At 62.4% G+C, this 19962-nt stretch carries 15 protein-coding genes; 11 read left to right on the top strand and 4 right to left on the bottom strand.

Annotation, left to right across the window (positions count from 1 at the left end):
• Positions 1-15: 15 nt before the first annotated feature.
• The 8 genes from LNV07_RS21700 (at position 16) to LNV07_RS21735 (ending at position 13207) form a co-directional block, all read left to right on the top strand.
• Entirely contained in the window at positions 16-1575 is a 1560-nt protein-coding gene (locus LNV07_RS21700; protein WP_263573286.1) for a diguanylate cyclase domain-containing protein, read from the top strand.
• Between the two features lie 190 nt (positions 1576-1765).
• A complete protein-coding gene (locus LNV07_RS21705) occupies positions 1766-3607 on the top strand; it encodes an ABC transporter substrate-binding protein (RefSeq protein WP_263573287.1) in 1842 nt (613 codons plus the stop codon).
• A gap of 47 nt (positions 3608-3654) precedes the next feature.
• On the top strand, positions 3655-5475 hold the full coding sequence (locus LNV07_RS21710; RefSeq protein ID WP_263573288.1) for an ABC transporter substrate-binding protein: 1821 nt from the start codon (positions 3655-3657) through the stop codon (positions 5473-5475).
• The gene (locus tag LNV07_RS21715) at positions 5472-7277 is read left to right on the top strand and encodes an ABC transporter substrate-binding protein (protein ID WP_263573289.1); all 1806 of its coding nucleotides are present in this window, start codon (positions 5472-5474) and stop codon (positions 7275-7277) included. Before LNV07_RS21710 ends, LNV07_RS21715 begins: the two co-directional genes overlap by 4 nt.
• On the top strand, positions 7274-9070 hold the full coding sequence (locus tag LNV07_RS21720) for an ABC transporter substrate-binding protein (RefSeq protein ID WP_263573290.1): 1797 nt from the start codon (positions 7274-7276) through the stop codon (positions 9068-9070). Before LNV07_RS21715 ends, LNV07_RS21720 begins: the two co-directional genes overlap by 4 nt.
• Positions 9067-10875, top strand: coding sequence for an ABC transporter substrate-binding protein (locus LNV07_RS21725; RefSeq protein WP_263573291.1), 1809 nt, complete (start codon positions 9067-9069; stop codon positions 10873-10875). Before LNV07_RS21720 ends, LNV07_RS21725 begins: the two co-directional genes overlap by 4 nt.
• The gene (locus LNV07_RS21730) at positions 10872-12680 is read left to right on the top strand and encodes an ABC transporter substrate-binding protein (RefSeq protein WP_263573292.1); all 1809 of its coding nucleotides are present in this window, start codon (positions 10872-10874) and stop codon (positions 12678-12680) included. Before LNV07_RS21725 ends, LNV07_RS21730 begins: the two co-directional genes overlap by 4 nt.
• A complete protein-coding gene (locus LNV07_RS21735) occupies positions 12677-13207 on the top strand; it encodes a GNAT family N-acetyltransferase (RefSeq protein WP_263573293.1) in 531 nt (176 codons plus the stop codon). Before LNV07_RS21730 ends, LNV07_RS21735 begins: the two co-directional genes overlap by 4 nt.
• A gap of 3 nt (positions 13208-13210) precedes the next feature.
• On the opposite strand, the gene LNV07_RS21740 is transcribed toward LNV07_RS21735, so the two are convergent.
• Both LNV07_RS21740 and LNV07_RS21745 read right to left on the bottom strand, forming a co-directional pair.
• Positions 13211-13768: a histidine phosphatase family protein gene (locus LNV07_RS21740; protein ID WP_263573294.1), complete on the bottom strand. Its 558-nt coding sequence runs from the start codon at positions 13766-13768 to the stop codon at positions 13211-13213.
• Positions 13769-13824: 56 nt separating this feature from the next.
• Positions 13825-14568 (bottom strand): type 2 periplasmic-binding domain-containing protein, encoded by a 744-nt coding sequence (locus LNV07_RS21745; protein WP_263573295.1) that lies wholly within the window; start codon positions 14566-14568, stop codon positions 13825-13827.
• Between the two features lie 262 nt (positions 14569-14830).
• Here LNV07_RS21745 and LNV07_RS21750 point away from each other — a divergent pair, with 262 nt between their 5' ends.
• From LNV07_RS21750 to LNV07_RS21760, 3 genes are read left to right on the top strand one after another with little or no spacing between them, the layout of a single operon-like run.
• Positions 14831-16366, top strand: a complete 1536-nt coding sequence (locus tag LNV07_RS21750) for a wax ester/triacylglycerol synthase family O-acyltransferase (protein ID WP_263573296.1) — start codon at positions 14831-14833, stop codon at positions 16364-16366.
• 36 nt (positions 16367-16402) lie between these two features.
• Positions 16403-17269, top strand: coding sequence for an esterase/lipase family protein (locus LNV07_RS21755; RefSeq protein ID WP_263573297.1), 867 nt, complete (start codon positions 16403-16405; stop codon positions 17267-17269).
• A gap of 21 nt (positions 17270-17290) precedes the next feature.
• Complete coding sequence (locus LNV07_RS21760) at positions 17291-18178, top strand: alpha/beta fold hydrolase (RefSeq protein WP_263573298.1); 888 nt, start codon at positions 17291-17293, stop codon at positions 18176-18178.
• A 144-nt stretch (positions 18179-18322) separates the two neighbouring features.
• Here LNV07_RS21760 and LNV07_RS25480 read toward each other — a convergent pair whose 3' ends face one another.
• Positions 18323-18700, bottom strand: a complete 378-nt coding sequence (locus LNV07_RS25480; RefSeq protein ID WP_397545590.1) for a pilin — start codon at positions 18698-18700, stop codon at positions 18323-18325.
• 374 nt (positions 18701-19074) lie between these two features.
• The gene (locus tag LNV07_RS21770; protein WP_263573299.1) at positions 19075-19863 is read right to left on the bottom strand and encodes an MBL fold metallo-hydrolase; all 789 of its coding nucleotides are present in this window, start codon (positions 19861-19863) and stop codon (positions 19075-19077) included.
• Between the last annotated feature and the right edge of the window lie 99 nt (positions 19864-19962).

Consider the following 19962-nt stretch of genomic DNA (forward strand, 5'->3'; position numbering starts at 1 on the left):
GATCGGGAGCCAGGCGTGGGAATTCGGTTCAAGTTGTTGCTGACCTTTGTTCTGAGCTTTGGCCTGCTGGGGCTGATCAGCCTTGGCTTGCTGCAGCGCAGCCTGAATGCCAGTTACGCCACGATCGAACGCAACGAGCTGGCCTCGCATATGAGCCGCATCGTGCAGAGCATCGAGGCCGAGCTCGAACATCTGAACAGCCTGACGCGCGACTGGGCGGTCTGGACCGAGATGTACCGCCATGTCATGCAACCCGATGCCGCCTGGGAGTCCGACAACATCGGGCCACTGGCGCTGGACACGGCCGGTCTGGCGCTGGTGATGGTGTACGACCAACAAGGGCAATTGGTGTCATTCAGCAGCAGCGCCAAATCAGCCTCGCCCGCCAGCGGCCCGCCTCTGGCGCGCCTGCAATCCAGCCCCTATGCCGCCTTGGCCGGCGGCGCCAAGCTCGACCCCGGCTGCGGCTTGATGAGAAGCGAGGCCGGCCTGATGCTGACCTGTTTGGCCCGCATCAGCCGCAGCGACTCCAGCGGAGACTTCGCCGGCAACTTGATACTGGCAAGAATGTTTGACGACGCGATGCTCACCAAGCTGAGGCATCAGACCCAGTTGGCCATCAAGCTGATAGCTCGCAGCGAAGCGACGCCGGGCATGGAATTCTGGCCGGACTTTCTGCCGGACAGCAAGCTGGGGCCGGGGAATGTCTGGCATACCCAAGAGCCCAAGCTCTACCATCTCGAGTTCCTCGCGCAGGATAGGCTCAAGCGCAACGTCGCCCTGCTGGGCGTTTCGGTCTCCCGCGATGTGCATGAGCAGGGCATCTTGGTCTTTCAGCAGGTGCGCCGCCAACTGATCTGGGCGGGCGCGTTCACGGCCAGCCTGCTGGCTCTGGCCGTTCACCTGCTACTGGTTCGGCGATTGCGCCGCTTCACCCGGCAGTTGGTCGAGTTGGCCGACGCGCAAACCTGGAATACCCGCATCAAGGTCAAGGGCAAGGATGAACTCGGCCTCTTGTCGGGCCATGTCAATCACCTGCTTAGTCTGATCGAAACCCAGGTTCAGGCCTTGCAGCGCTTGAGCCTGACCGACGCCCTGACCGGCCTGAGCAACCGACGCGGCTTTGACGAACGGATCGCCCAGGAACTCGCGACCAAGAGCCGTGGTGAGCGCAAGCTGGCTCTGCTGACCATCGATGTGGACTGCTTCAAGCGCTACAACGACCGCTACGGCCACCCCGCCGGCGACAGGGCATTGGCAGCGGTGGCGCAGGTGCTTGGATCGGCGCGCGGCCGGGAGGGCGACATGGCGGCTCGCATCGGCGGCGAGGAATTTGCCCTGCTGCTGCCGGAGACCGATGCGGCGGGCGCCTTGGTGATGGCAGAGCGCATCCGCAGCCTGATGCACGAACTGGCTTTGCCGCATGAAGATTCGCCGATTGCGCCCATCCTCACCTTGAGCATAGGCATTGCCATTGCGGCCGCCGACACGCCGTCGACCTTGATCGCCCGGGCCGACCAGGCGCTCTACCAAGCCAAGGAGCAGGGGCGAGACCGCGCCGTCCTGCTCGCTTGATGCGCCCAGGGTCGAGCAAAGATCCCCGACCTGGGGTTCGACTGCATGGCGGCGAGGCAGTGCAGGCCGTAGACTCCGTACCTGCGTCTTGCTGTCAGCGATCTGAACGGCAAGACCTGTCCAAATTTCTGTCGCGCCGGGGCCAAAAGCCTGCAGGCGCGTTTGTTTGTTCAAACAAGGATGTGCGATCTTGCTGCGAGCCCGGATCAAAGCCCTGCTGCTGATATCTGCCGCGCTGGCCATGCTGCAGGCGGCGGGCTTGGCGCGTGCCGACGAGGCCGCCCAGTCGCAGTCTGGGGCCAAGCCCAAGGTGCTGCGCTACGCCTTTCGGATCGCCGAGACCGGCTTCGACCCGGCGCAGATCTCCGATCTCTATTCGCGCATCATTGCCGCCGGCATCTTTGAAGCGCCGCTGCAATTCGAGTACCTGGCCCGCCCGGTACGGCTGCGTGCGGCCACGGCCGACGCGCTGCCCGAGGTCTCGGCCGACTTCAAGACGCTGACCTTCACCATCAAGCCCGGTATCTACTTCAATGATGATCCGGCCTTCGAAGGCAAAAAGCGCGAACTCACCGCCGCCGACTATGTCTATTCGCTGAAACGCCATTTCGACCCGCGCTGGAAGAGCCCCAATCTCTATCTGTTCGAGAACGCCCGCATTCCCGGGCTGAACGAGTTGCGCCGCGAAGCCCTCAAGAACAAGACCGCATTTGATTACAAGCGCCCTGTCGCCGGACTGACTGCGCTGGATCGTTACCGCTTCCAGGTCCGCACCGAGGCCGGCGACCCTCGCTTCGTCAATCATTTTGCCGACCCCTCCACCATGGGTGCCGTCGCGCATGAGGTGGTCGAGCGCTATGGCGACAAGATCATGGACCATCCGGTCGGCACCGGGGCCTGGGCCTTGACCGAATGGCGGCGCAGCTCGCGCATGGTGTTGGAGAAGAACCCGAATTTCCGCGATCTGCGTTACGACGAGCAGCCGCCCGCCGACAACGCCCGCCTGGTGGCGCAGGCGGCGCAGCTGCAGGGCCGCAAGCTGCCGATGCTGGACCGGGTCGAGATCGCCATCATCGAAGAGAACCAGCCGCGCTGGCTGTCGTTTTTGCAGCGCGAGGCCGATATGGTCGAAGAGGTGCCGGCCGAGTACGCGCCGATTGCCTTCCCGAACAACAAGCTGGCGCCCAATCTGGCCAAGATGGGCCTGCAAATGGTGCGTTATGCACGTGCAGACGTGGCGATCTCCTACTTCAATATGGAGGACCCGGTAGTCGGCGGCTACACGCCGAACAAGATTGCGCTGCGCCGCGCGATCGCGCTGGCCATCGATGTCGACAAGGAAATCCGCTTGCCAAGGCGCGGTCAGGCTGTCCCTGCGCAAGGCCCAATCAGCCCCGGCGTGTTTGGCTTCGAGCCGACCTTGAAAACGACCATGAGCGAACACGACATTGCTCGCGCCAAGGCCCTCCTTGATCTGTATGGCTATGTCGATGCCGATGGCGACGGCTGGCGCGATCAGCCGGACGGCAGCCCGCTGACGATCGAATACGCGACCGAGCAAGACGGCGAGAAGCGCGCGCTGGCCGAGCTGTGGCAAAAGGCAATGGATTCGATCAATGTGCGCATCAAGTTCCGCCACGCCAAATGGCCGGAGAACCTGAAGGCCTCTACCGCCGGCAAGCTGATGATGTGGGGTGTCGGCTGGAGCGCGGCCGCACCCGATGGCGACACCTTTTTGGCCTTGGGCTATGGGCCCAACAAGGGCCAGTCCAACAAGGCCCGCTTTGACCTGCCGGCCTACAACGCCTTGTACGAAGCCCAGAAAAAACTGCCCAATGGCCCCGAACGATTGGAGCTGATGACCGAAGCACAGAAGCTGCTCGTCGCCTATATGCCGATCAAGCTGCATGTGCACCGCGTCTACACCGACATCGCCCAGCCCTGGGTATTGGGCTATGGGCGCAACACCTTTGTGCGCGACTTCTGGAAATACATCGACATCGACCCCGAGGTCTTGGACGCGACCAAATAGACAACCAAGCCATCCAAGCCCACCCAGCTTCTTGTTTCTTCCTTCCTATGAACGCATATTTCTCCTTTCGTCGCCGAGCCTTGCTGCTGCTATGCCTGCTGAGCAGCGCAAGTCTCGCGGCGCCTGAAGCCGGTGACGCCAACCCCAAGGTCTTGCGCTATGCCTTTCGCGTCGCCGAGACCGGCTTTGATCCGGCCAAGATCACCGACCTCTATTCGCGCATCATCACCTCGCATATCTTCGAGGGCCTCTACACCTATGACCATCTGGCACGGCCGGCCAAGCTCAAGCCCTTGACGGCGGCCGCGCTGCCCGAGGTCAGCGCCGACTTCAAGACCTGGACGATCCGCATCCAACCCGGCATCTACTTTGCCGACGACCCGGCCTTCAAGGGCAAGCGCCGCGAGTTGACCGCCGCCGACTATGTCTATTCCTTCAAGCGCTTTGCCGACCCGCTGACCAATAGCCCGACCTGGGACGGGCTGGAGGAGAACCATCTGCTCGGTCTGAACGAATACCGGGCCGAGATCCAGAAGAGCAAGAAGCCCTTTGATTACGACAAAACTATCGAAGGCCTGCGCGCGCTGGATCGCTACACGCTGCAAATCAAACTCGGCAAATCCCGGCCGCGCTTTGACCAGAGCCTGGCCGACGGCAGCTTGCTCGGCGCGGTCGCGCGTGAGGTGATCGAGGCCTACCCGGAGCGCAGCACCGAGCACCCGGTCGGCACCGGGCCATTCAAGCTCGCCACTTGGCGGCGCAGCTCGCAAATCAATCTGGAGAAAAACCCCGACTATCGGGAGCGTTATTACGACGCAGAGCCCAACGCCGACGATGCCGAGGGTCAGGCCTTGCTGGCGAACTTCAAGAGCCGGCGCATCCCGATGATTGACCGGGTCGAAATCTCCATCATCGAAGAAAACCAGCCGCGCTGGCTGTCCTTCCTGGATGGCCAATTTGATCTGCTGGACCGCACGCCGGAAGACTTCATCAACCAGGCCATGCCGGGCGGCAAGCTGGCTCCCAACCTCGCCAAGATGGGCTTGCGCGCCTTTCGCGTCGTGACCTCGGATGTCTTGTTCACCGTCTTCAATCTGGAAGACCCGGTGATTGGCGGCTATACGCCGGAGCGCATCGCGCTGCGCCGCGCGATCTCGCTGGGCACCGACTCGGCGCGTGAAATCCGCATCGTGCGGCGCGGCCAGGCGATCAGCGCGCAGTCCATCATGCTGCCGCACACGACCGGCTATGACGCCAATTTCAAAAGCGAAAGTGGCGAATACGACCCTGCCAAGGCCAAGGCCTTGCTCGACCTGTACGGCTATATCGACCGCGACGGTGACGGCTTTCGCGAGCAGCCCGACGGCAGCCCGCTGGTGCTGGAAAGCCTGACCACGCCCGAGCAGTTCCAGCGCCAGATCGACGAAATCTGGCAAAAGGCGCAAGCCGCGATCGGCATCAAGGTGCAGTTCAAGACCGCCAAATGGCCGGAGAACCTCAAGTCCATGCGCGCCGGCAAGTTCCAGATCTGGTCCTTGGCCAGTTCGGCGTCGGCGCCGGACGGGCAGGATGCGCTGGGCTTCTTCTACAGCGAGCGCATCGGCGGGCAGAACTACGCGCGCGTCAATTTGAAGGCCTTCGATGAGCTGTACGAGCGCACCAACGCCTTGCCCGATGGCCCGGAGCGCTTAGGCCTGTTCACCGAACTCAAGCGCCTGGGCGCGGCCTACGCGCCTTACCGCCCACGCGGCCATCGCATCATTACCGACCTTGCCCATGCGCAACTGCTCGGCTATAGGCGGCCGCAGTTTTGGCTGAATTTTTGGGAATATGTGGATATCGACGAGAGCCGTCGCTTGAACAAATGAAGAAGAAACTACTCAGCCTTTTATTCAGCGGCTTGCTGGCCTTGTCAGCGCAAGCCGAAACCGACGCGGTGCAGCCGAAAGTGCTGCGCTACGCGTTTCCGGTTGCCGAGACCAATTTTGATCCGAGCCAGATCAATGACCTCTATTCGCGCACCATCACCGGCGCGATCTTCGAAGCGCTATACCGTTACGACCACCTGGCCCGGCCGGTGCAAATCAAGCCGCTGATCGCCGCTGCGATGCCGGAGGTTTCGCCCGACTCTCGCCAGTTCACGATCAAGATCCAGCCCGGCATTTACTTTGCCGATGACCCCGCCTTCAAAGGTAAAAAGCGCGAGCTGACCGCGGCCGATTTCGTCTATATGTATAAACGCTTCGCCGACCCCGCGCTGAAAAGCCCCGGCTGGAGCAGCATGGAAGAAGCCGGCGTGATCGGGCTCTTGGCCTTGCGCAAGCAGGGCCTGGCGAACAAGAAGCCCTTCGATTACGACCAGGAAATTGAAGGTCTGCGTGCGCTCGACCGCTATACCTTGCAGATCAAGCTGGAGCAGTCGCGCCCGCGCTTGCTTGAAAAAATCCTCACCGGCAGCGATTTGTACGGGCCCTTGGCACGCGAGGTGGTTGAACATTACGGCGCCAAGGTCGGCGAACATCCGGTCGGCACCGGACCGTTCAAGCTGGCGGCCTGGCGGCGCAGCTCGCAGATCGTGCTGGAGAAAAACCCCGATTATCGTGAGCGTTACTACGACGCCGAGGCGCTGCCCGGGGACGCCGAAGGATTGGCCTTGCAGTCGCGCTTCAAAGGCCGCCGCATCCCGATGATCGATAGGATCGAGGTCGCCATCATCGAGGAGGCGCAGCCGCGCTGGCTGTCTTTTCTGAACGGCGAAAAGGACTTTGCCGAGCGGGTGCCGGCCGAGTTCATCAGCCAGGCGATGCCCAATGGCCATGTCGCGCCCAATCTGGCCAAGAAAGGGATTCAAGGCTTTCGAACCTTGGCGCCCGATGCGGCCATCACGGTCTACAACATGGAAGACCCGGTGATTGGCGGCATGGAGCCGGCCAAGATTGCGCTGCGTCGCGCGGTCGGTCTGGCCATCGATGTGCAGCGCGAGATTCGCTTGGCCCGGCGTGGCCAGGCGGTGCAGGCGCAGAGCCCGCTGGTGCCACACACGACCGGCTATGACGCCGAATTCAAGTCTGAAATCGGCGACTACGATCTGGCTCGTGCCAAGGCCTTGCTTGATCTCTATGGCTATGTCGACCAAGACGGTGACGGCTGGCGCGATCAACCCGACGGCAGCCCCTTGATCTTGGTTCGCAAGACCCAGCCGGACAGCGTCAACCGCCAACTTGATGAGTTGTGGCAAAAGAATTTGACTGCCCTCGGCATCAAGATCGAAATCCAGACCGCCAAATGGCCGGAGAACATGAAGAGCGTGCGCGGCGGCAAATTCATGATCTGGGGCGTTGGCTCCTCGGCCTCCGATCCCGATGGACAGGGCTCTTTGCAGCGTTTGTACGGCCCATCGATCGGTGGACAGAACCTGGCGCGGTTTCGGCTGCCGGCCTATGACAAGCTCTACGACCAACTGTCCATGCTGCCCGATGGCCCCGAGCGCGAGGCACTTTTCCTGGAGGCCAAACGCCTCGCGACCGTCTACAGCCCTTACAAACAACATGTGCACCGCATCATCACCGACCTCGCCCAGCCCTGGCTGATCGGCTATAGACGCGCGCTGTTCTGGCAGGACTGGTGGCAGTATGTCGACATTGACGAGAGCAAGAGGCCAGGGCGATGAAATCAGCTCGCTTGGTTTTAGCGCTTTGCTTGAGCTTGCAGGCGGCGCTGGCTCCGGCAGCAGAGCCCGCCAAGGTGCTGCGTTATGCCTTCCCGATCGCCGAGACCGGCTTTGACCCGGCGCAAATCGACGACATCTATTCCCGCACCATCACGGCGGCCATCTTCGAGTCGCTGTATCGCTATGACCATCTGGCCAGGCCGGTCAAGGTGTTGCCGCTGGTGGCCGCAGCAATGCCGGAGGTGGCCAGCGATTTCAAGACCTTCACGGTGCGCATCAAGCCCGGCATTTACTTCGCCGCCGACCCCGCCTTCAAAGACAAGAAGCGTGAGTTGACCGCCGCTGATTTCGTCTACAGCTACAAGCGTTTTGCCGACCCGGCCATCAAAAGCCCTGGCTGGAGCACTTTCGAGGAGGCTGGCCTCTTAGGGTTGGCGGCGCAACGCAACTTGGCGCTGAAGGGCAAGAAGCCGTTTGATTACGAGCATGAGGTCGAGGGCCTGCGCGCGCTCGACCGCTACACGATCCAATTCAAGGTCGAGCAGGCCAGGCCGCGCCTGGTCGAGATGATCATGACCGGCAACGACATCGTTGGCGCGGTCGCGCGCGAGGTGGTCGAGGCCTATGGTGACAAATTGAATGAACACCCGGTCGGCACCGGCCCGTTCAAATTGGGCGTTTGGCGGCGCAGCTCCAAAATCGAGCTGTTGCGCAACCCCGACTACCGCGAGCGTTTTTACGATGCCGAGCCTGGCGCCGAAGACAAAGAGGCGCAGGCTTTGCTGGCACATTTCAAGGGCCGGCGTCTGCCGATGCTGGACCGCGTCGAGGTCGACATCATCGAAGAGGTGCAGCCGCGCTGGTTGGCTTTTCTGAACGCCGAACATGATTTATTGGAGCGCGTGCCGCCGGACTTCATCAGCCAGGCAATGCCCAATGGCAAGCTGGCACCCAATCTGGCCAAACGGGGCGTGCAGGCCTTTCGCACCATCGGGCCGGATGCTTCCTTGACCGTCTTCAATATGGAAGACCCTGTCATCGGCGGCATGGCGCCCGAGAAGATCGCCTTGCGCCGCGCCATCAGCTTGGGGATAGATGTACCGCGCGAGATCAACCTGGTGCGCCGAGGCCAGGCGGTGCCCGCACAAAGCCAGGTGGTGCCACATACCACCGGCTACAGGGCCGAATTCAAGTCCGAGATGGGCGATTACGACCCGGTGCGTGCCAAGGCCTTGCTCGATCTCTATGGCTATATCGACCGCGACGGCGATGGCTGGCGCGAGCAGCCCGATGGTCAGAAATTGGTGCTGGTGCGCAATACCGAGCCGACCAATGCGAGTCGGCAGATGGATGAATTGCTGTTGAAAAACATGAGCGCCATCGGCCTCAAGATCGAGTTCAAGACCGCCAAATGGCCGGAGAACATGAAGAGCGCCCGCGGCGGCAAATACATGATCTGGTTTTTCGGCTCCAGCGCCTCCGACCCTGACGGCCTGGGCGCTTTGCAGCGTCTGTACGGCCCCGCCATCGACGGGCAAAACCTGTCCCGCTTCAAGAGCCCCGAGTTCGACCGGCTCTATGACCAGATGCAAGGCATGGCCGACGGCCCCGAACGCGAGGCCTTGCTCTTGCAGGCCAAGCGTCTGGCCGTCTCCTATATGCCCAGCAAGGCCCATGTCCACCGTATCTATACAGACCTGGCACAGCCCTGGCTGATTGGCTACCGGCGTGCGCTGTTCTGGCAGGACTGGTGGCAGTATGTGGACATTGACGAGAGTAAAAAGCCGAAGTGAAGACAATAGTCCATTTCTTACTCCAAGCCGCACTGCTGATGATTTGCTTGCCGCTGCAAGCAAGCCAAAGCGCCGCGCCTCCCAAGGTACTCAAATACGCTTTCCTGGTGGCCGAGACCGGCTTCGACCCGGCCCAGACCAGTGACACCTATTCGCAGACCGTCACCGCGCATATCTTCGAGGCGCTCTATGCCTATGACTATCTGGCCGAGCCGGCCAAGGTCAGGCCGCTGACCGCAGCCGCCATGCCTGAGGTGTCGGCCGACTTCAAGACATGGACGGTCAAAATCAAGCCGGGCATCTTTTTCACCGCTGACCCCGCCTTCATGAGCAAGCCGCGCGAGTTGGTCGCGGCCGACTATGTCTACACCTTCAAGCGCTTTGCCGACCCGGCAACCAAGAGCCCGACCTGGAATGCGATCGAAGAGATGGGGCTGGTGGGCTTGAAGGAGTTGCGCGAACAAGCGCTCAAGTCGAAAAAGCCGTTTGATTACGGGCACGAGATCGAAGGGCTGCGTGCGCTCGACCGCTACACGATTCAGTTCAAACTCAAGCACAGCCGGCCACGCTTTGTGTATGGCCTGGCGCAAAGTGCCCGTTCCGGTGCGGTGGCGCGCGAGGTGATGGAGGCCTACGCCGGCAACACCATGGCGCACCCGGTCGGCACCGGCCCTTTTGTGCTGAAGGACTGGCGCCGCAGCTCGCGCATCGTGCTGGAGAAGAACCCCGCTTACCGCGAGCGTTACTACGAGGCCGAGCCAGCAGCGGAAGATGCCGAGGGTCAGGCCTTGCTGGCGCGCTTCAAGGGCCAGCGCATCCCGATGATTGACCGGGTCGAGATCGCCATCATCGAAGAATCGCAGCCGCGTTGGCTGAGCTTTGTCGGCGGCGAGCATGACTTTCTCGACCGCGTGCCGCCCGACTTTGTCAACGTTGCGCTGCCCAAGGGCCGGGTCGCGCCCAATCTGGCCAAGCAGGGCATTCAGCTTTTCCGCGTGATGGGCGCCGAGAGCGCCTTCACTTTTTTCAATATGGAGGACAAGACGCTTGGCGGCTATGGCGCCGACAAGGTCGCGCTGCGCCGCGCGATCTCTCTGGCCACCGACATCAAGCGCGAGATCAGCAGCGTACGGCGCGGCCAAGCGGTGCCGGCGCAGTCGATGATAGTGCCGCACACCTCGGGTTTTGATGCAAGCTACAAGAGCACGAACAGCGATTTCGACCTGCCGCGCGCGCTGGCCCTGCTCGACCTTTACGGCTATGTGGACAAGGACGGTGATGGCTGGCGCGATATGCCCGATGGTTCGCCCTTGGTGATCGAGATAGCGAATCAACCGGATGCCTTGTCACGTCAATATGACGAGTTATGGCAGCGCAACCTCAACAGCATGAAGATCCGCAGCAGATTCGTCCACGGCCAATGGCCGGAGCAATTGAAGCAGGCGCGCGCCGGCAAGCTGATGCTGTGGACGCTGGCCGACACCGCCAACTCGCCCGATGGCATCGACCAGATGCTGCGTTTCTACAGCCCGGCCATCGGGGCGCGCAATTACGCGCGCTTCCGGTCGGCCGAGTTCGACGCGATCTACGATCAATTGCAGATCTTGCCCGATGGCCCAGAGCGTGAGGCCTTGTTCCTGCAAGCCAAACGCATTCAAGCGGCCATCGTGCCGGAAAAAACCACTGTGCACCGCATCGTCAATGACATGGCTCAGCCCTGGTTGATCGGTTATCGCCGGCCGCTGTTCCGTTACGAGTTCTGGCATTTTGTGGACATTGACGAGAGTCTGAGGAAGCAGCGATGAGAGCCAAGCAACGGCGTGCCTTCTTGACCCGGGCTGCGGCCATGGCCGGGGCTTGTTGGCTGCACGCGCCGGCGCAAGCCGCCACTGCTGGCCGCAAGAAAGTTCTGCGGACCGCCTTTGCAACGGCCGAGGTCGGGTTTGATTTGCCGCAGGTATCGGACCAGACCTCGGTCGTGGTGGCGTCGAACATTTTTGAGCCGCTGCTGAGCTATGACTATCTGGCCCGGCCGGCGGTACTGATACCGTTGACCGCTGCCGGCCTGCCCGAGGTTTCAGCCGACTTCAAGCATTTCGTCTTCACGCTTCGGCCCGGCATTTTCTTCGCTGACGATGGCGCCTTCAAGGGCAGGAAGCGCGAACTGGTCGCCGAAGACTATGTCTACAGCATCAAACGCTATTACGACCCGCGCATCAAGACCGAGCATCTCTATCAGTTCGAGACCGCCAAGGTTCTGGGCCTCTCGGAGCTGCGCAACGAGGCGCTGAAGAGCAAACAACCGTTCAACTACGATAAGCCGGCCGCCGGTTTGCGCGCGCTCGATCGCTACCGCTTCGAGGTCCGCCTGGCCGAGCCGGACCCGCGCTTTCCGCATCTCTTTGCCAACGCCAACTACAGCGCCGCAGTGGCCCGCGAAGTGATCGAGGCCTATGGCGATGACATCTCGGCCCACCCAGTGGGAACGGGGCCGTTTCGGCTCAAAAGCTGGCGGCGCAGTTCGCAGATCGTGCTGGAACGCAATCCGAACTTTCGCGAACAGGTTTTCGAGAGCCTGGGCGCGGCGGCAGGCCATACTCAAGCCGAGGAAGTGGGGCGTTACCTTACCGGCAAGAAGCTGCCACTGCTGGACGAAGTGCACATCAGCATCATCACCGAAAGCCAGCCGCGCTGGTTGGCGTTTGCCGGCGGCGACCTCGATCTGGTGGAGATGCCCACCGCAGTCGCGCGCCTGGCCGTGCCGAACGGCCGGCTGGCACCGAACCTGAAAAAGCAGGGCGTGCAAGTCTTCCAGTCGCATGGCTCCGACATCACCTTCAGCTACTTCAATCTGGAGGATGCGCAAGTCGGCGGCTACTCGCCCGAACGAGTGGCATTGCGGCGCGCCATCGTGCTGGCCTATGACAACGCCGAAGAAACGCGGCTTGTCTACCAGGGTCAAGCCTTGCCTGCGCAGTCCATGCTGCCGTCGCTGATCTATGGCCATGAAGCGGATTTGCGCAGCGAAGCGGGCCAGCCCGATCTGGCGCGCGCCCAGGCACTGCTGGACCTGTATGGCTATGACAAGCGCGATGCCGAGGGCTACCGCCTGCACCCGGATGGCAGCGCCTTGAGGCTGAGGCGCGCCGGCGGCGAAACCGCGCGCGAACGCCAAATTCAGGAGCTTTGGAAAAAGCGCATGGACGCGGTCGGCCTGCGCATGGAGTTCGAGACCGCCACCTTCGGCGAGCTGATCAAAAAGGCCTTGGCCGGGCAGCTGATGATCTGGGGCTATGTGTGGGATCTGGGCTCACCCGACGGCGACTTTTTGCTCGGCATGGGCTATGGGCCGAACGCCGGCCAGTCCAACGACGCGCGCTTCCAGCTGGCCGCTTTTGACCGCTTGTACGAGCGTCAGCGCTTGCTGCCCGATGGCCCCGAGCGTCTGGCCTTGATGCACCAAGCCACCCGCTTGATGTTGGCCTATCTGCCCTACCATCCGCACAACTATCCGATCCGGATTGATATGAGCAGCGCCCGGGTGCGCGGCTTTTTGCGCCACCCGTTCACGCGTGACCGCTGGCGCTATTTGGACATGGACGAAAAATGACTCCCACTCAAAAGCGGGTGCGCCTGCGCCACGTCACCGAGGCCGACCTGCCACTCTTGTGCCTGCGGGCCGCAGCGATGGAACAGCGCGGCGAGTTCGAGTCGACGCGCATGAGCAGCCCGAAGTCGATCCACAAGCGTTTTGCCGAGGACGATTTCTCCAGCGATGACTCGGAACGCCTGCTGGTCTGCGCCGAGGGTGGCGAGGTGATCGGCGATGTATCGCATTTCCTCGCCCACCGCTATGCCACCGCGCGCGAGCTCGGCTGGAGCATCTTTGACCCGGCCCTGCGCGGCCAAGGTTTCGGCACGGCGGCCGCACAGGCGCTCGTCAACTACCTGTTCAATAACTTCAACATCAACCGGGTTTGTTGCAGCGTGTCTCCCGGCAATATCGCCTCGCGCCGCATCGCCGAGAAAGCGGGCCTGCGCTACGAGGGCTGTTTGCGCGGGGTGGTCTTCATTCGCGGCGAATATGTGGACAGCGAGGTGTTTGGTCTGCTGCGCGCCGACTGGCAGCGCGGCTAAAACCTACTGGCAGTTCGCCGTCGCACCAGCGCCGGGCACTTCATCGGCCGCCCCATAGCGCAGGCGCAGCAGCTGCGCCGATTCCTCCTGCGCCTGCGGACGAAGCACCCACAAATGGTTGAAGCTGCTTTCGCAAAAATCCTGCAGGCGCGGTGCGCCCAAGGCGGCGGCAATCGCCGGCACGGTATTGCTGTGGCCCACCACCAAGACCACGCCGTTGTGCCGGCGCACGGCTGCGGCAACTGCGGCGATATGCGCGACCGTGTCGCTGCCGCGAGCGGCAATCACCTCGGGCGCCAGACCCAAAGCTTGCGCAGACGGGGCGGCGGTTTCGGCACTGCGTTTGAACTCGGTGGTGATGATGGCCGTGACCCCGGCATGCGCGAGCGCTGCCGCCAAGGCTCGGGCACGCAGCTGGCCGGCCGGGCTGAGGGCGGGATCGCCGACGGGCTCCGCGGCCCGCTCGGCATGCCTGACCAGCAGCACCTGCGCCGGCTCGGCGAGCGCGGCCGTCAGCGTCGACAAGCTCAACGCGGCAAGCAGAAATAGGCTCTTGCTCATGGATTCAACTCTCGAAAACTTATCCAAGCGCCGGGGTGAAGCGCAGTTTTGTGACGCTATTTCAGCTCGCGGACAACTTGCAAAATGGCTTTATCGAGGCGCGCCATGGTGTCGGGCCCGACCCGCTTGCTGCACATCAGGTAACGCTTTAGCCCCGCAGGCATGTCGGCAAACTCGAATGGTGTCATTTCTTCTGCATCCAGCTCGCCTTTCTGATTCAGGAATTCGTAATCCTCCTGGTCTATCAGCATGTAGTCGGCGCGCTGGCGTTTGATCATTTTGGCGAGCAACACCGGCGTGACAGTCGGATCGATCGGTGTTTGAGCGGCACGGCTGATCAAGGCGTCAAGGTCTGCTCCATAGGACACACCGGACACTTTGCCGAGTTTCAACTCGGGATCGGCGAGCAGCGCCCGCAAGGTCTTTATGGTTCTTACCTTGTTCACCGCGTGCATACCGACCAACACCAGATGCGGCTTGTCTTCATGGATGGGCAGCGAGAAGCGGGCATACAGCTCACGCTCCGGCAGCTTGTACCAGCTCGGCGAGCAGATCGGACTCAGGTCGGACTGGATGTCGCGAAGAATGCGTTTGAGCGGGATCTCTTCGTAAATCGCGTTGACCTTGGCCAGCCTGAAGATCTCGATGGTGCGTTCGATCAAGAAACCGCTCGGCCGCCCTTCCTTGGTGTAGCTATAGGGCGGTTTGTCGCGGTACTCGACCATCACAGTAGGTTCGTCGGCCCAGGCCACTCCAGTTAGCAAAATTGATCCGACCAGGCTCAGCAGCCTTGATTTCATCATTGATTTCCCCGAGCGGTCGGCACCACCCGAAAGAGATCCGGCGCACCGACTTATTGACTGAATTGTTGCCGCGCAGAATACGCTAATTCGTGAGCCGAAGCGGCCAATGCTGAGCGTTCTCAGTCTTTACGCAGTCGCTGTAGTTGCGCAGCGTCGGCAACATCATCATCGGACGCCAGCGCAAGGACGCGAGTATGCTTTCATTCGTCAGGTTTGAAGCAGCGCATGAACATCAATCAGCACGCAAGGACTGCCGCCAATGAAACAACTCGCCGGCCTCGACGCCGCCTTCTTGCATCTGGAAACCGCCGAGATGCCTATGCATGTCGGCGCCCTGCATCTGCTGGAGCTACCGGCCCATTACAGCGGTGACTATCTGCAGGACCTGCGCTCCCATATGGCCAGCCGTTTGCCCTTGGCGCCGGTCTTGCGCCGGCGCTTGGAGAACGTGCCGCTGAACCTCGCCAACCCGACTTGGGTCGAGGCGGAGCCGGACCTGGATCTGCATATCGTCGGCTACGACATGCCGCCAGGTAGCGGCTTGGCGGCGCTGGAGAGCCAAGTTGGCCTGCTGCATCCGCAACTGTTGGACCGCAGCCTGCCGCTGTGGAAGTTCCACGTCTTTCTGGGGCTGGAGCCGGGGCCAGAGGGGCAACAGCAAGTGGGGCTTTATTCGCAACTGCACCATGCGGCCGTGGATGGGCAAGCGGCGGTGGCGCTGGCCGCAGTAATTCTGGATCTGAGCCCGCAGCCGCAGCAGCGCCTGCTGCCAGCGGCGCGCGCGCGGCGGGTGCAGTTAGGCGCGGCCGGCATGCTGCGCGGAGCGATCGCTCATCAGTGGCAGCAGACCGTCAAATTGGCGAAGGCTCTGCCCGGCGCGGCCGGCACGCTCAGCATGATGGCCGCGCGGACCGCCGTGGAGGCCGCCGGCAGCAGCCTTAAAAACTGGCTGAGCAGTGAAGGCGAGGCGACCGAGCGGGTCAGCAACTTAGGCCTGGCGCCGCGCACGCGGCTCAACACCAGCTTGTCGGCGGAGCGCAGCTTTTCGACCGTCAGCCTGCCGCTGCTGGCGCTGAACCGAACGCGGCGCCTGCACGGTGCCAGCCTCAATGATGCCGTCCTGTTCATCTGCGGCGGGGCGCTGCGGCGCCTGTTTGCCAAGCATGGGCCGCTGCCGCGCAAGTCGCTGGTGGCGGCGGTGCCGGTGTCGATGCGGGCCGGCGGCGACACCACGGCCAATACGCAGGCCACGATGAGCCTGGTCAGCCTGGGCACCCATCTGGCCGAACCGGCCAAGCGCCTGGCTCATGTGCTGGCGGCAACTGCCGCGATGAAGGGCGAGCTGGACCGGGTCAAGGACCTGATGCCGAGCGACTACCCCTCGCTGGGTGTGCCCTGGCTGATGCAGGCCGGCGCGCTGCTCTATGGCCGGCTGCGCGCAGCCGACAAGCTGCCGGTGCTGGCCAATCTGGTGATCTCCAATGTGCCGGGGCCTACCGTACCGCTGTATCTGGCCGGCGCCCGCATGTTGACCAATTACCCGGCCTCCATCATCGTGCACGGCATGGCGCTGAACATCACCGTGCAGACCTTTGACGCCTCGCTGGACATCGGCATCATGGCCTGCGGCCAGGCGCTGCCCGAGACCGCCGCGCTGGCGGCCTATATCGAGACCGCCTTCATGGAATTTTTGGCGCTGCCGGTGGCCGAAGAACCGGAGCCCGCCGTGAAAAAGTCAAAACAAGCGGCCAAACCAAGGGCAAGTTCGCGTAAACGCGCCGCGGCGAGTCGCTAATATCTGCCTTGGTCTTATCAAGTTTTCGGCCTCTGCATGCGATCCACTAACCGCCCCGCCTCCAAGAAATCTGCGCCAGCACGCGCCTCAACGGAATCCGCTCCGGAAACAGCCGAAGCCGCCGAGCCGAGCTACAGCCTGCCCGACTTCCCAGCCCCGAACGCCTTCTTGATGATGCTGGAAGGGCGCGCGCCCTGGGAATACGCGGCGCTGCTGGCGGCCACGCCCTGGCTGCGCAAGCTGCCGCGCGGGGACGGCCACCCGGTCATCGTCTTCCCCGGCCTGGGCGCCAATGATGTGACGACGCAGCCGCTGCGGCGCTTTCTCGACGGTCTCGGCTACGAAACCCACCCCTGGCACCAAGGCTTCAACTTCGGCCCGCGCCAAGGCGTGCTGGAGCAATGCAGCGCCGACGTCAAAGCGCTGTTCAAGCGCCATGCGCGGCCGGTCAGCCTGGTCGGCTGGAGCTTGGGCGGCATCTATGCACGCGAGTTGGCCAAGGAGTTGCCCGATCACACCCGCTGCGTGGTCACGCTGGGCACGCCGTTCACCGGCCACCCCCGGGCGACCAATGCCTGGCGCTTTTTCGAGCTGATGAATGGCCGCCATGTCGGTGACCCCACGATGCTGGCGCAGATCCGCCAAACGCCGCCGGTGCCGACCACCTCGATCTACTCGCGCACCGACGGCATCGTCTCCTGGCGCTGCAGCGTGATCGAGCCCGACCCACAAATTGGTCACAGCGAAAACATCGAGGTCCATGCCAGCCATCTCGGCCTGGGGCTGAACCCGCTGGCGCTGTATGCGCTGGCCGACCGGCTGACGCAAGACCCGCAGCAATGGGCGCCGTTCGACCCGCAGGGCGCGAAGCGCTGGTTCTTCCGCACGCCGGTCATGATCTGAGCGGCGGGCCCAAAGCTTCACATGCAAATTTCCGCCAATGGCCTCGCCATCGAGATAGACGATCAGGGGCCAGCTAACGCCGAGCCGCTGCTGATGATCATGGGTCTGGGCATGCAGCTGATTGCCTGGCCCGACGGCTTGGTGCAGCGCTTGCTGGCGGAGGGCTTCCGGGTCATACGCTTTGACAACCGCGATGCCGGCCTGAGCCAGCAATTCGACCATTTGGGCGTGCCCAATATCGCCCTCGCCTCGGTCCAGCATCTGCTGCATCTGCCGGTGCGCAGCCCCTACAGCTTGGCCGATATGGCGCGCGATGCGCTCGGCGTACTGGATGCCTTGGGCCTGCAGCGCGCCCATATTTGCGGCGCGTCCATGGGTGGCATGATCGCCCAACAGCTGGCGCTGCAGGCGCCCGAGCGGGTCAAGAGCCTGACTCTGATCATGACCAGCAGCGGCAGCCGCCGGTTGCCCGGCCCGGCGATGCGGGTGCGCAGCGCCTTGCTCAGCCGGCCCGCTGATCCGCATGATTTCGCGGCCTTGGCCGAGCGCAATTACAAACTATTCCGCCTGATCGGCAGCCCCGCCTACCCGGCCCCCGAGGCGGAACTGCGGCAGCGCATCGCGGCCTCGCTGCGGCGCAGCAATCGACCGCAGGGCGTGCTGCGCCAACTCGCGGCCATAGCCGCCGACAACCGCCGCGCCGGCCAGCTCGGCCGCATCAAGGCGCCGACGCTGATTCAACATGGCGACCAAGACCCCCTGATCCCGGTCGCCGCCGCCCATGATCTGGCGCGGCGAATTCCCGGCGCCCATTTAGACATCATCAAAGGCATGGGGCATGACTTGCCCGAGCAGTTGTGGCCGAGGTTTGTGGCGGGGATCAAAAGCGTGGCGGAGCTGGGCGTTTGAGGGCATTTATTGGCCCACTTATTTATTCATTCCTTCATTCATTCGCCCAATAGAAAAAAGCGCCGGTGAAGGCGCTTTTCGGGGTTTGGCTTGGCTCGGTGAAGCGGTTGGAGTTCGTTACCTCACTCCATACCTACCCTGTTTTTATGGGGCGGCGGTTTCGCAACCGGTAATACTGATGCCGTTAGCTCCACTTGCCACGCAAACCCAAGTAATTCCAGTTGCAGCCGCCGTTGGGGTGATGGTAGCAGTAGCACCGTCGTAAGTGAACGTAAGAGCGGCTGTATCCGCATCGCATCTAGCTGCCGGAATTTCACCGCACCCTAGTGCGCCGGTTGTGCTGTAAATCTCGGCTACCTTAATCTTTTCGCCCGCGAGAGACGCAACAGCATTTGCTGTCTTCGCCTTCTTGGTGTAATTCGAATACGCCGGCAGCGCCACCGCCGCCAAAATACCAATGATCGCCACGACGATCATCAGTTCGATCAGGGTGAAACCTTGTTGTGCGCGCTTCATGTTCATGATGAGACTCCTGGAGGGGGTAAATAAAGGGTAGAGGCACCCCCCCTGAATGCAGGGGTCGTGCCAGGTACTTTTACCCGAATTTCCGTGCGCTTTCTCACACTTGACCCGTCAAGCCCGACCAGAGCTGACAAAAATTGTCACTTCGATGGGCGCGATTCGGTCGGCGGGTTTGTGATGTGACCATTTTTGTCGGATCAGGCGTTTCGCTATCTGAATTCTTCCAAACGGTCCGCCAAGGCATTGGAAGCATTCAGTGGGGTCCGAAGTAGGCCTGTCCCCCGGTTCCCTCCCAGCAAAGAAAAAGCGCCAATCAAGGCGCTCATTGCTTTGTGGCCGGGCTCATTTCCCTGCCTCTACCGCTCGATCGGCTCCTAAAACACCATCTCATCCCCCGCCCGCAGCGCGCTGATGCGGTGCGGCGTGATCAGCGCGGCGACGGCGCCCATCACCGCTTCGTCTTCACCCGGCTTGATATGCGTGATGCGGACCTCGACGCTGCCGCCGAGTTGGGCCAGCTCCAGGCTCAGCGCCGATGGGCAGAGATGGCGGCTGACATGGGCGAGGCGCTGTTCGTCATCGCCAAAGGCGGTTTCGATCACCAGATGCGCGAGCGGCATGTCGGCCAAGCGCTTCCAGAGCAGCGGGTTCGGGCCGGTGTCACCGGTGAAAACCCAATTACCCTCGGCCCCGCTTACCGCGAAACCCACCGCCGGCACCGTGTGGGCCGCCGTGATGACCTCAATTTCTCGCGTTTGTTGATCCGCACCGACCAAGCGCAGGCGCTGACCCAGCTCGAACGGGTGCAGGCTGAGCACCGGATGCGCGGCGCTGGGCAGGCGGGTGAAGTCCGGCCAGATGATGCCGTTGAAGATGTGCTGGCGCAGCGCCTGCAGCGTCTCGGGCAGCGCATGGACCTGGATCGGCGGCCGCCCGGCCACTTCGCGCATGCGCAACACGGCATCGGCCAGCAGCGGGATCGCCAGGATGTGATCCAGATGGGAATGGCTGACCAGGATATGGTCGATGCGCGCCATTGCCTCCAGCGGCAAATCGCCAACGCCTGTGCCGGCGTCGATCAAGATGTCGTCGTCGAGCAAAAAGGCGGTGGTCTTGTAGCCGGACGCGATCGCACCGGAACAACCAAGGACGCGTATTTTCATGGGCGGGTCGAATATTGATTTTGCACTGCGGGGATGATGAAGAAAACGGTCGCAGCGCCTGACTGCAATGTACGGTGCCCAGCGACCAAAGCAAGTGAG

Source organism: Roseateles oligotrophus, from assembly GCF_025717515.1.
GTDB lineage: Bacteria > Pseudomonadota > Gammaproteobacteria > Burkholderiales > Burkholderiaceae_C > Paucibacter_A > Paucibacter_A oligotrophus.

Excerpts from the sequence above, each read along its gene's own strand:
- LNV07_RS21760 (WP_263573298.1), top strand. The coding sequence starts at position 17,291 with ATGCAAATTTCCGCCAATGGCCTCGCCATCGAGATAGACGATCAGGGG.
- LNV07_RS21730 (WP_263573292.1), top strand. The coding sequence starts at position 10,872 with ATGAGAGCCAAGCAACGGCGTGCCTTCTTGACCCGGGCTGCGGCCATG.
- LNV07_RS21770 (WP_263573299.1), bottom strand. The coding sequence starts at position 19,863 with ATGAAAATACGCGTCCTTGGTTGTTCCGGTGCGATCGCGTCCGGCTAC.
- LNV07_RS21755 (WP_263573297.1), top strand. The coding sequence starts at position 16,403 with ATGCGATCCACTAACCGCCCCGCCTCCAAGAAATCTGCGCCAGCACGC.
- LNV07_RS21750 (WP_263573296.1), top strand. The coding sequence starts at position 14,831 with ATGAAACAACTCGCCGGCCTCGACGCCGCCTTCTTGCATCTGGAAACC.
- LNV07_RS21710 (WP_263573288.1), top strand. The coding sequence starts at position 3,655 with ATGAACGCATATTTCTCCTTTCGTCGCCGAGCCTTGCTGCTGCTATGC.
- LNV07_RS21720 (WP_263573290.1), top strand. The coding sequence starts at position 7,274 with ATGAAATCAGCTCGCTTGGTTTTAGCGCTTTGCTTGAGCTTGCAGGCG.
- LNV07_RS21740 (WP_263573294.1), bottom strand. The coding sequence starts at position 13,768 with ATGAGCAAGAGCCTATTTCTGCTTGCCGCGTTGAGCTTGTCGACGCTG.
- LNV07_RS21735 (WP_263573293.1), top strand. The coding sequence starts at position 12,677 with ATGACTCCCACTCAAAAGCGGGTGCGCCTGCGCCACGTCACCGAGGCC.
- LNV07_RS25480 (WP_397545590.1), bottom strand. The coding sequence starts at position 18,700 with ATGAACATGAAGCGCGCACAACAAGGTTTCACCCTGATCGAACTGATG.
- LNV07_RS21745 (WP_263573295.1), bottom strand. The coding sequence starts at position 14,568 with ATGAAATCAAGGCTGCTGAGCCTGGTCGGATCAATTTTGCTAACTGGA.
- LNV07_RS21715 (WP_263573289.1), top strand. The coding sequence starts at position 5,472 with ATGAAGAAGAAACTACTCAGCCTTTTATTCAGCGGCTTGCTGGCCTTG.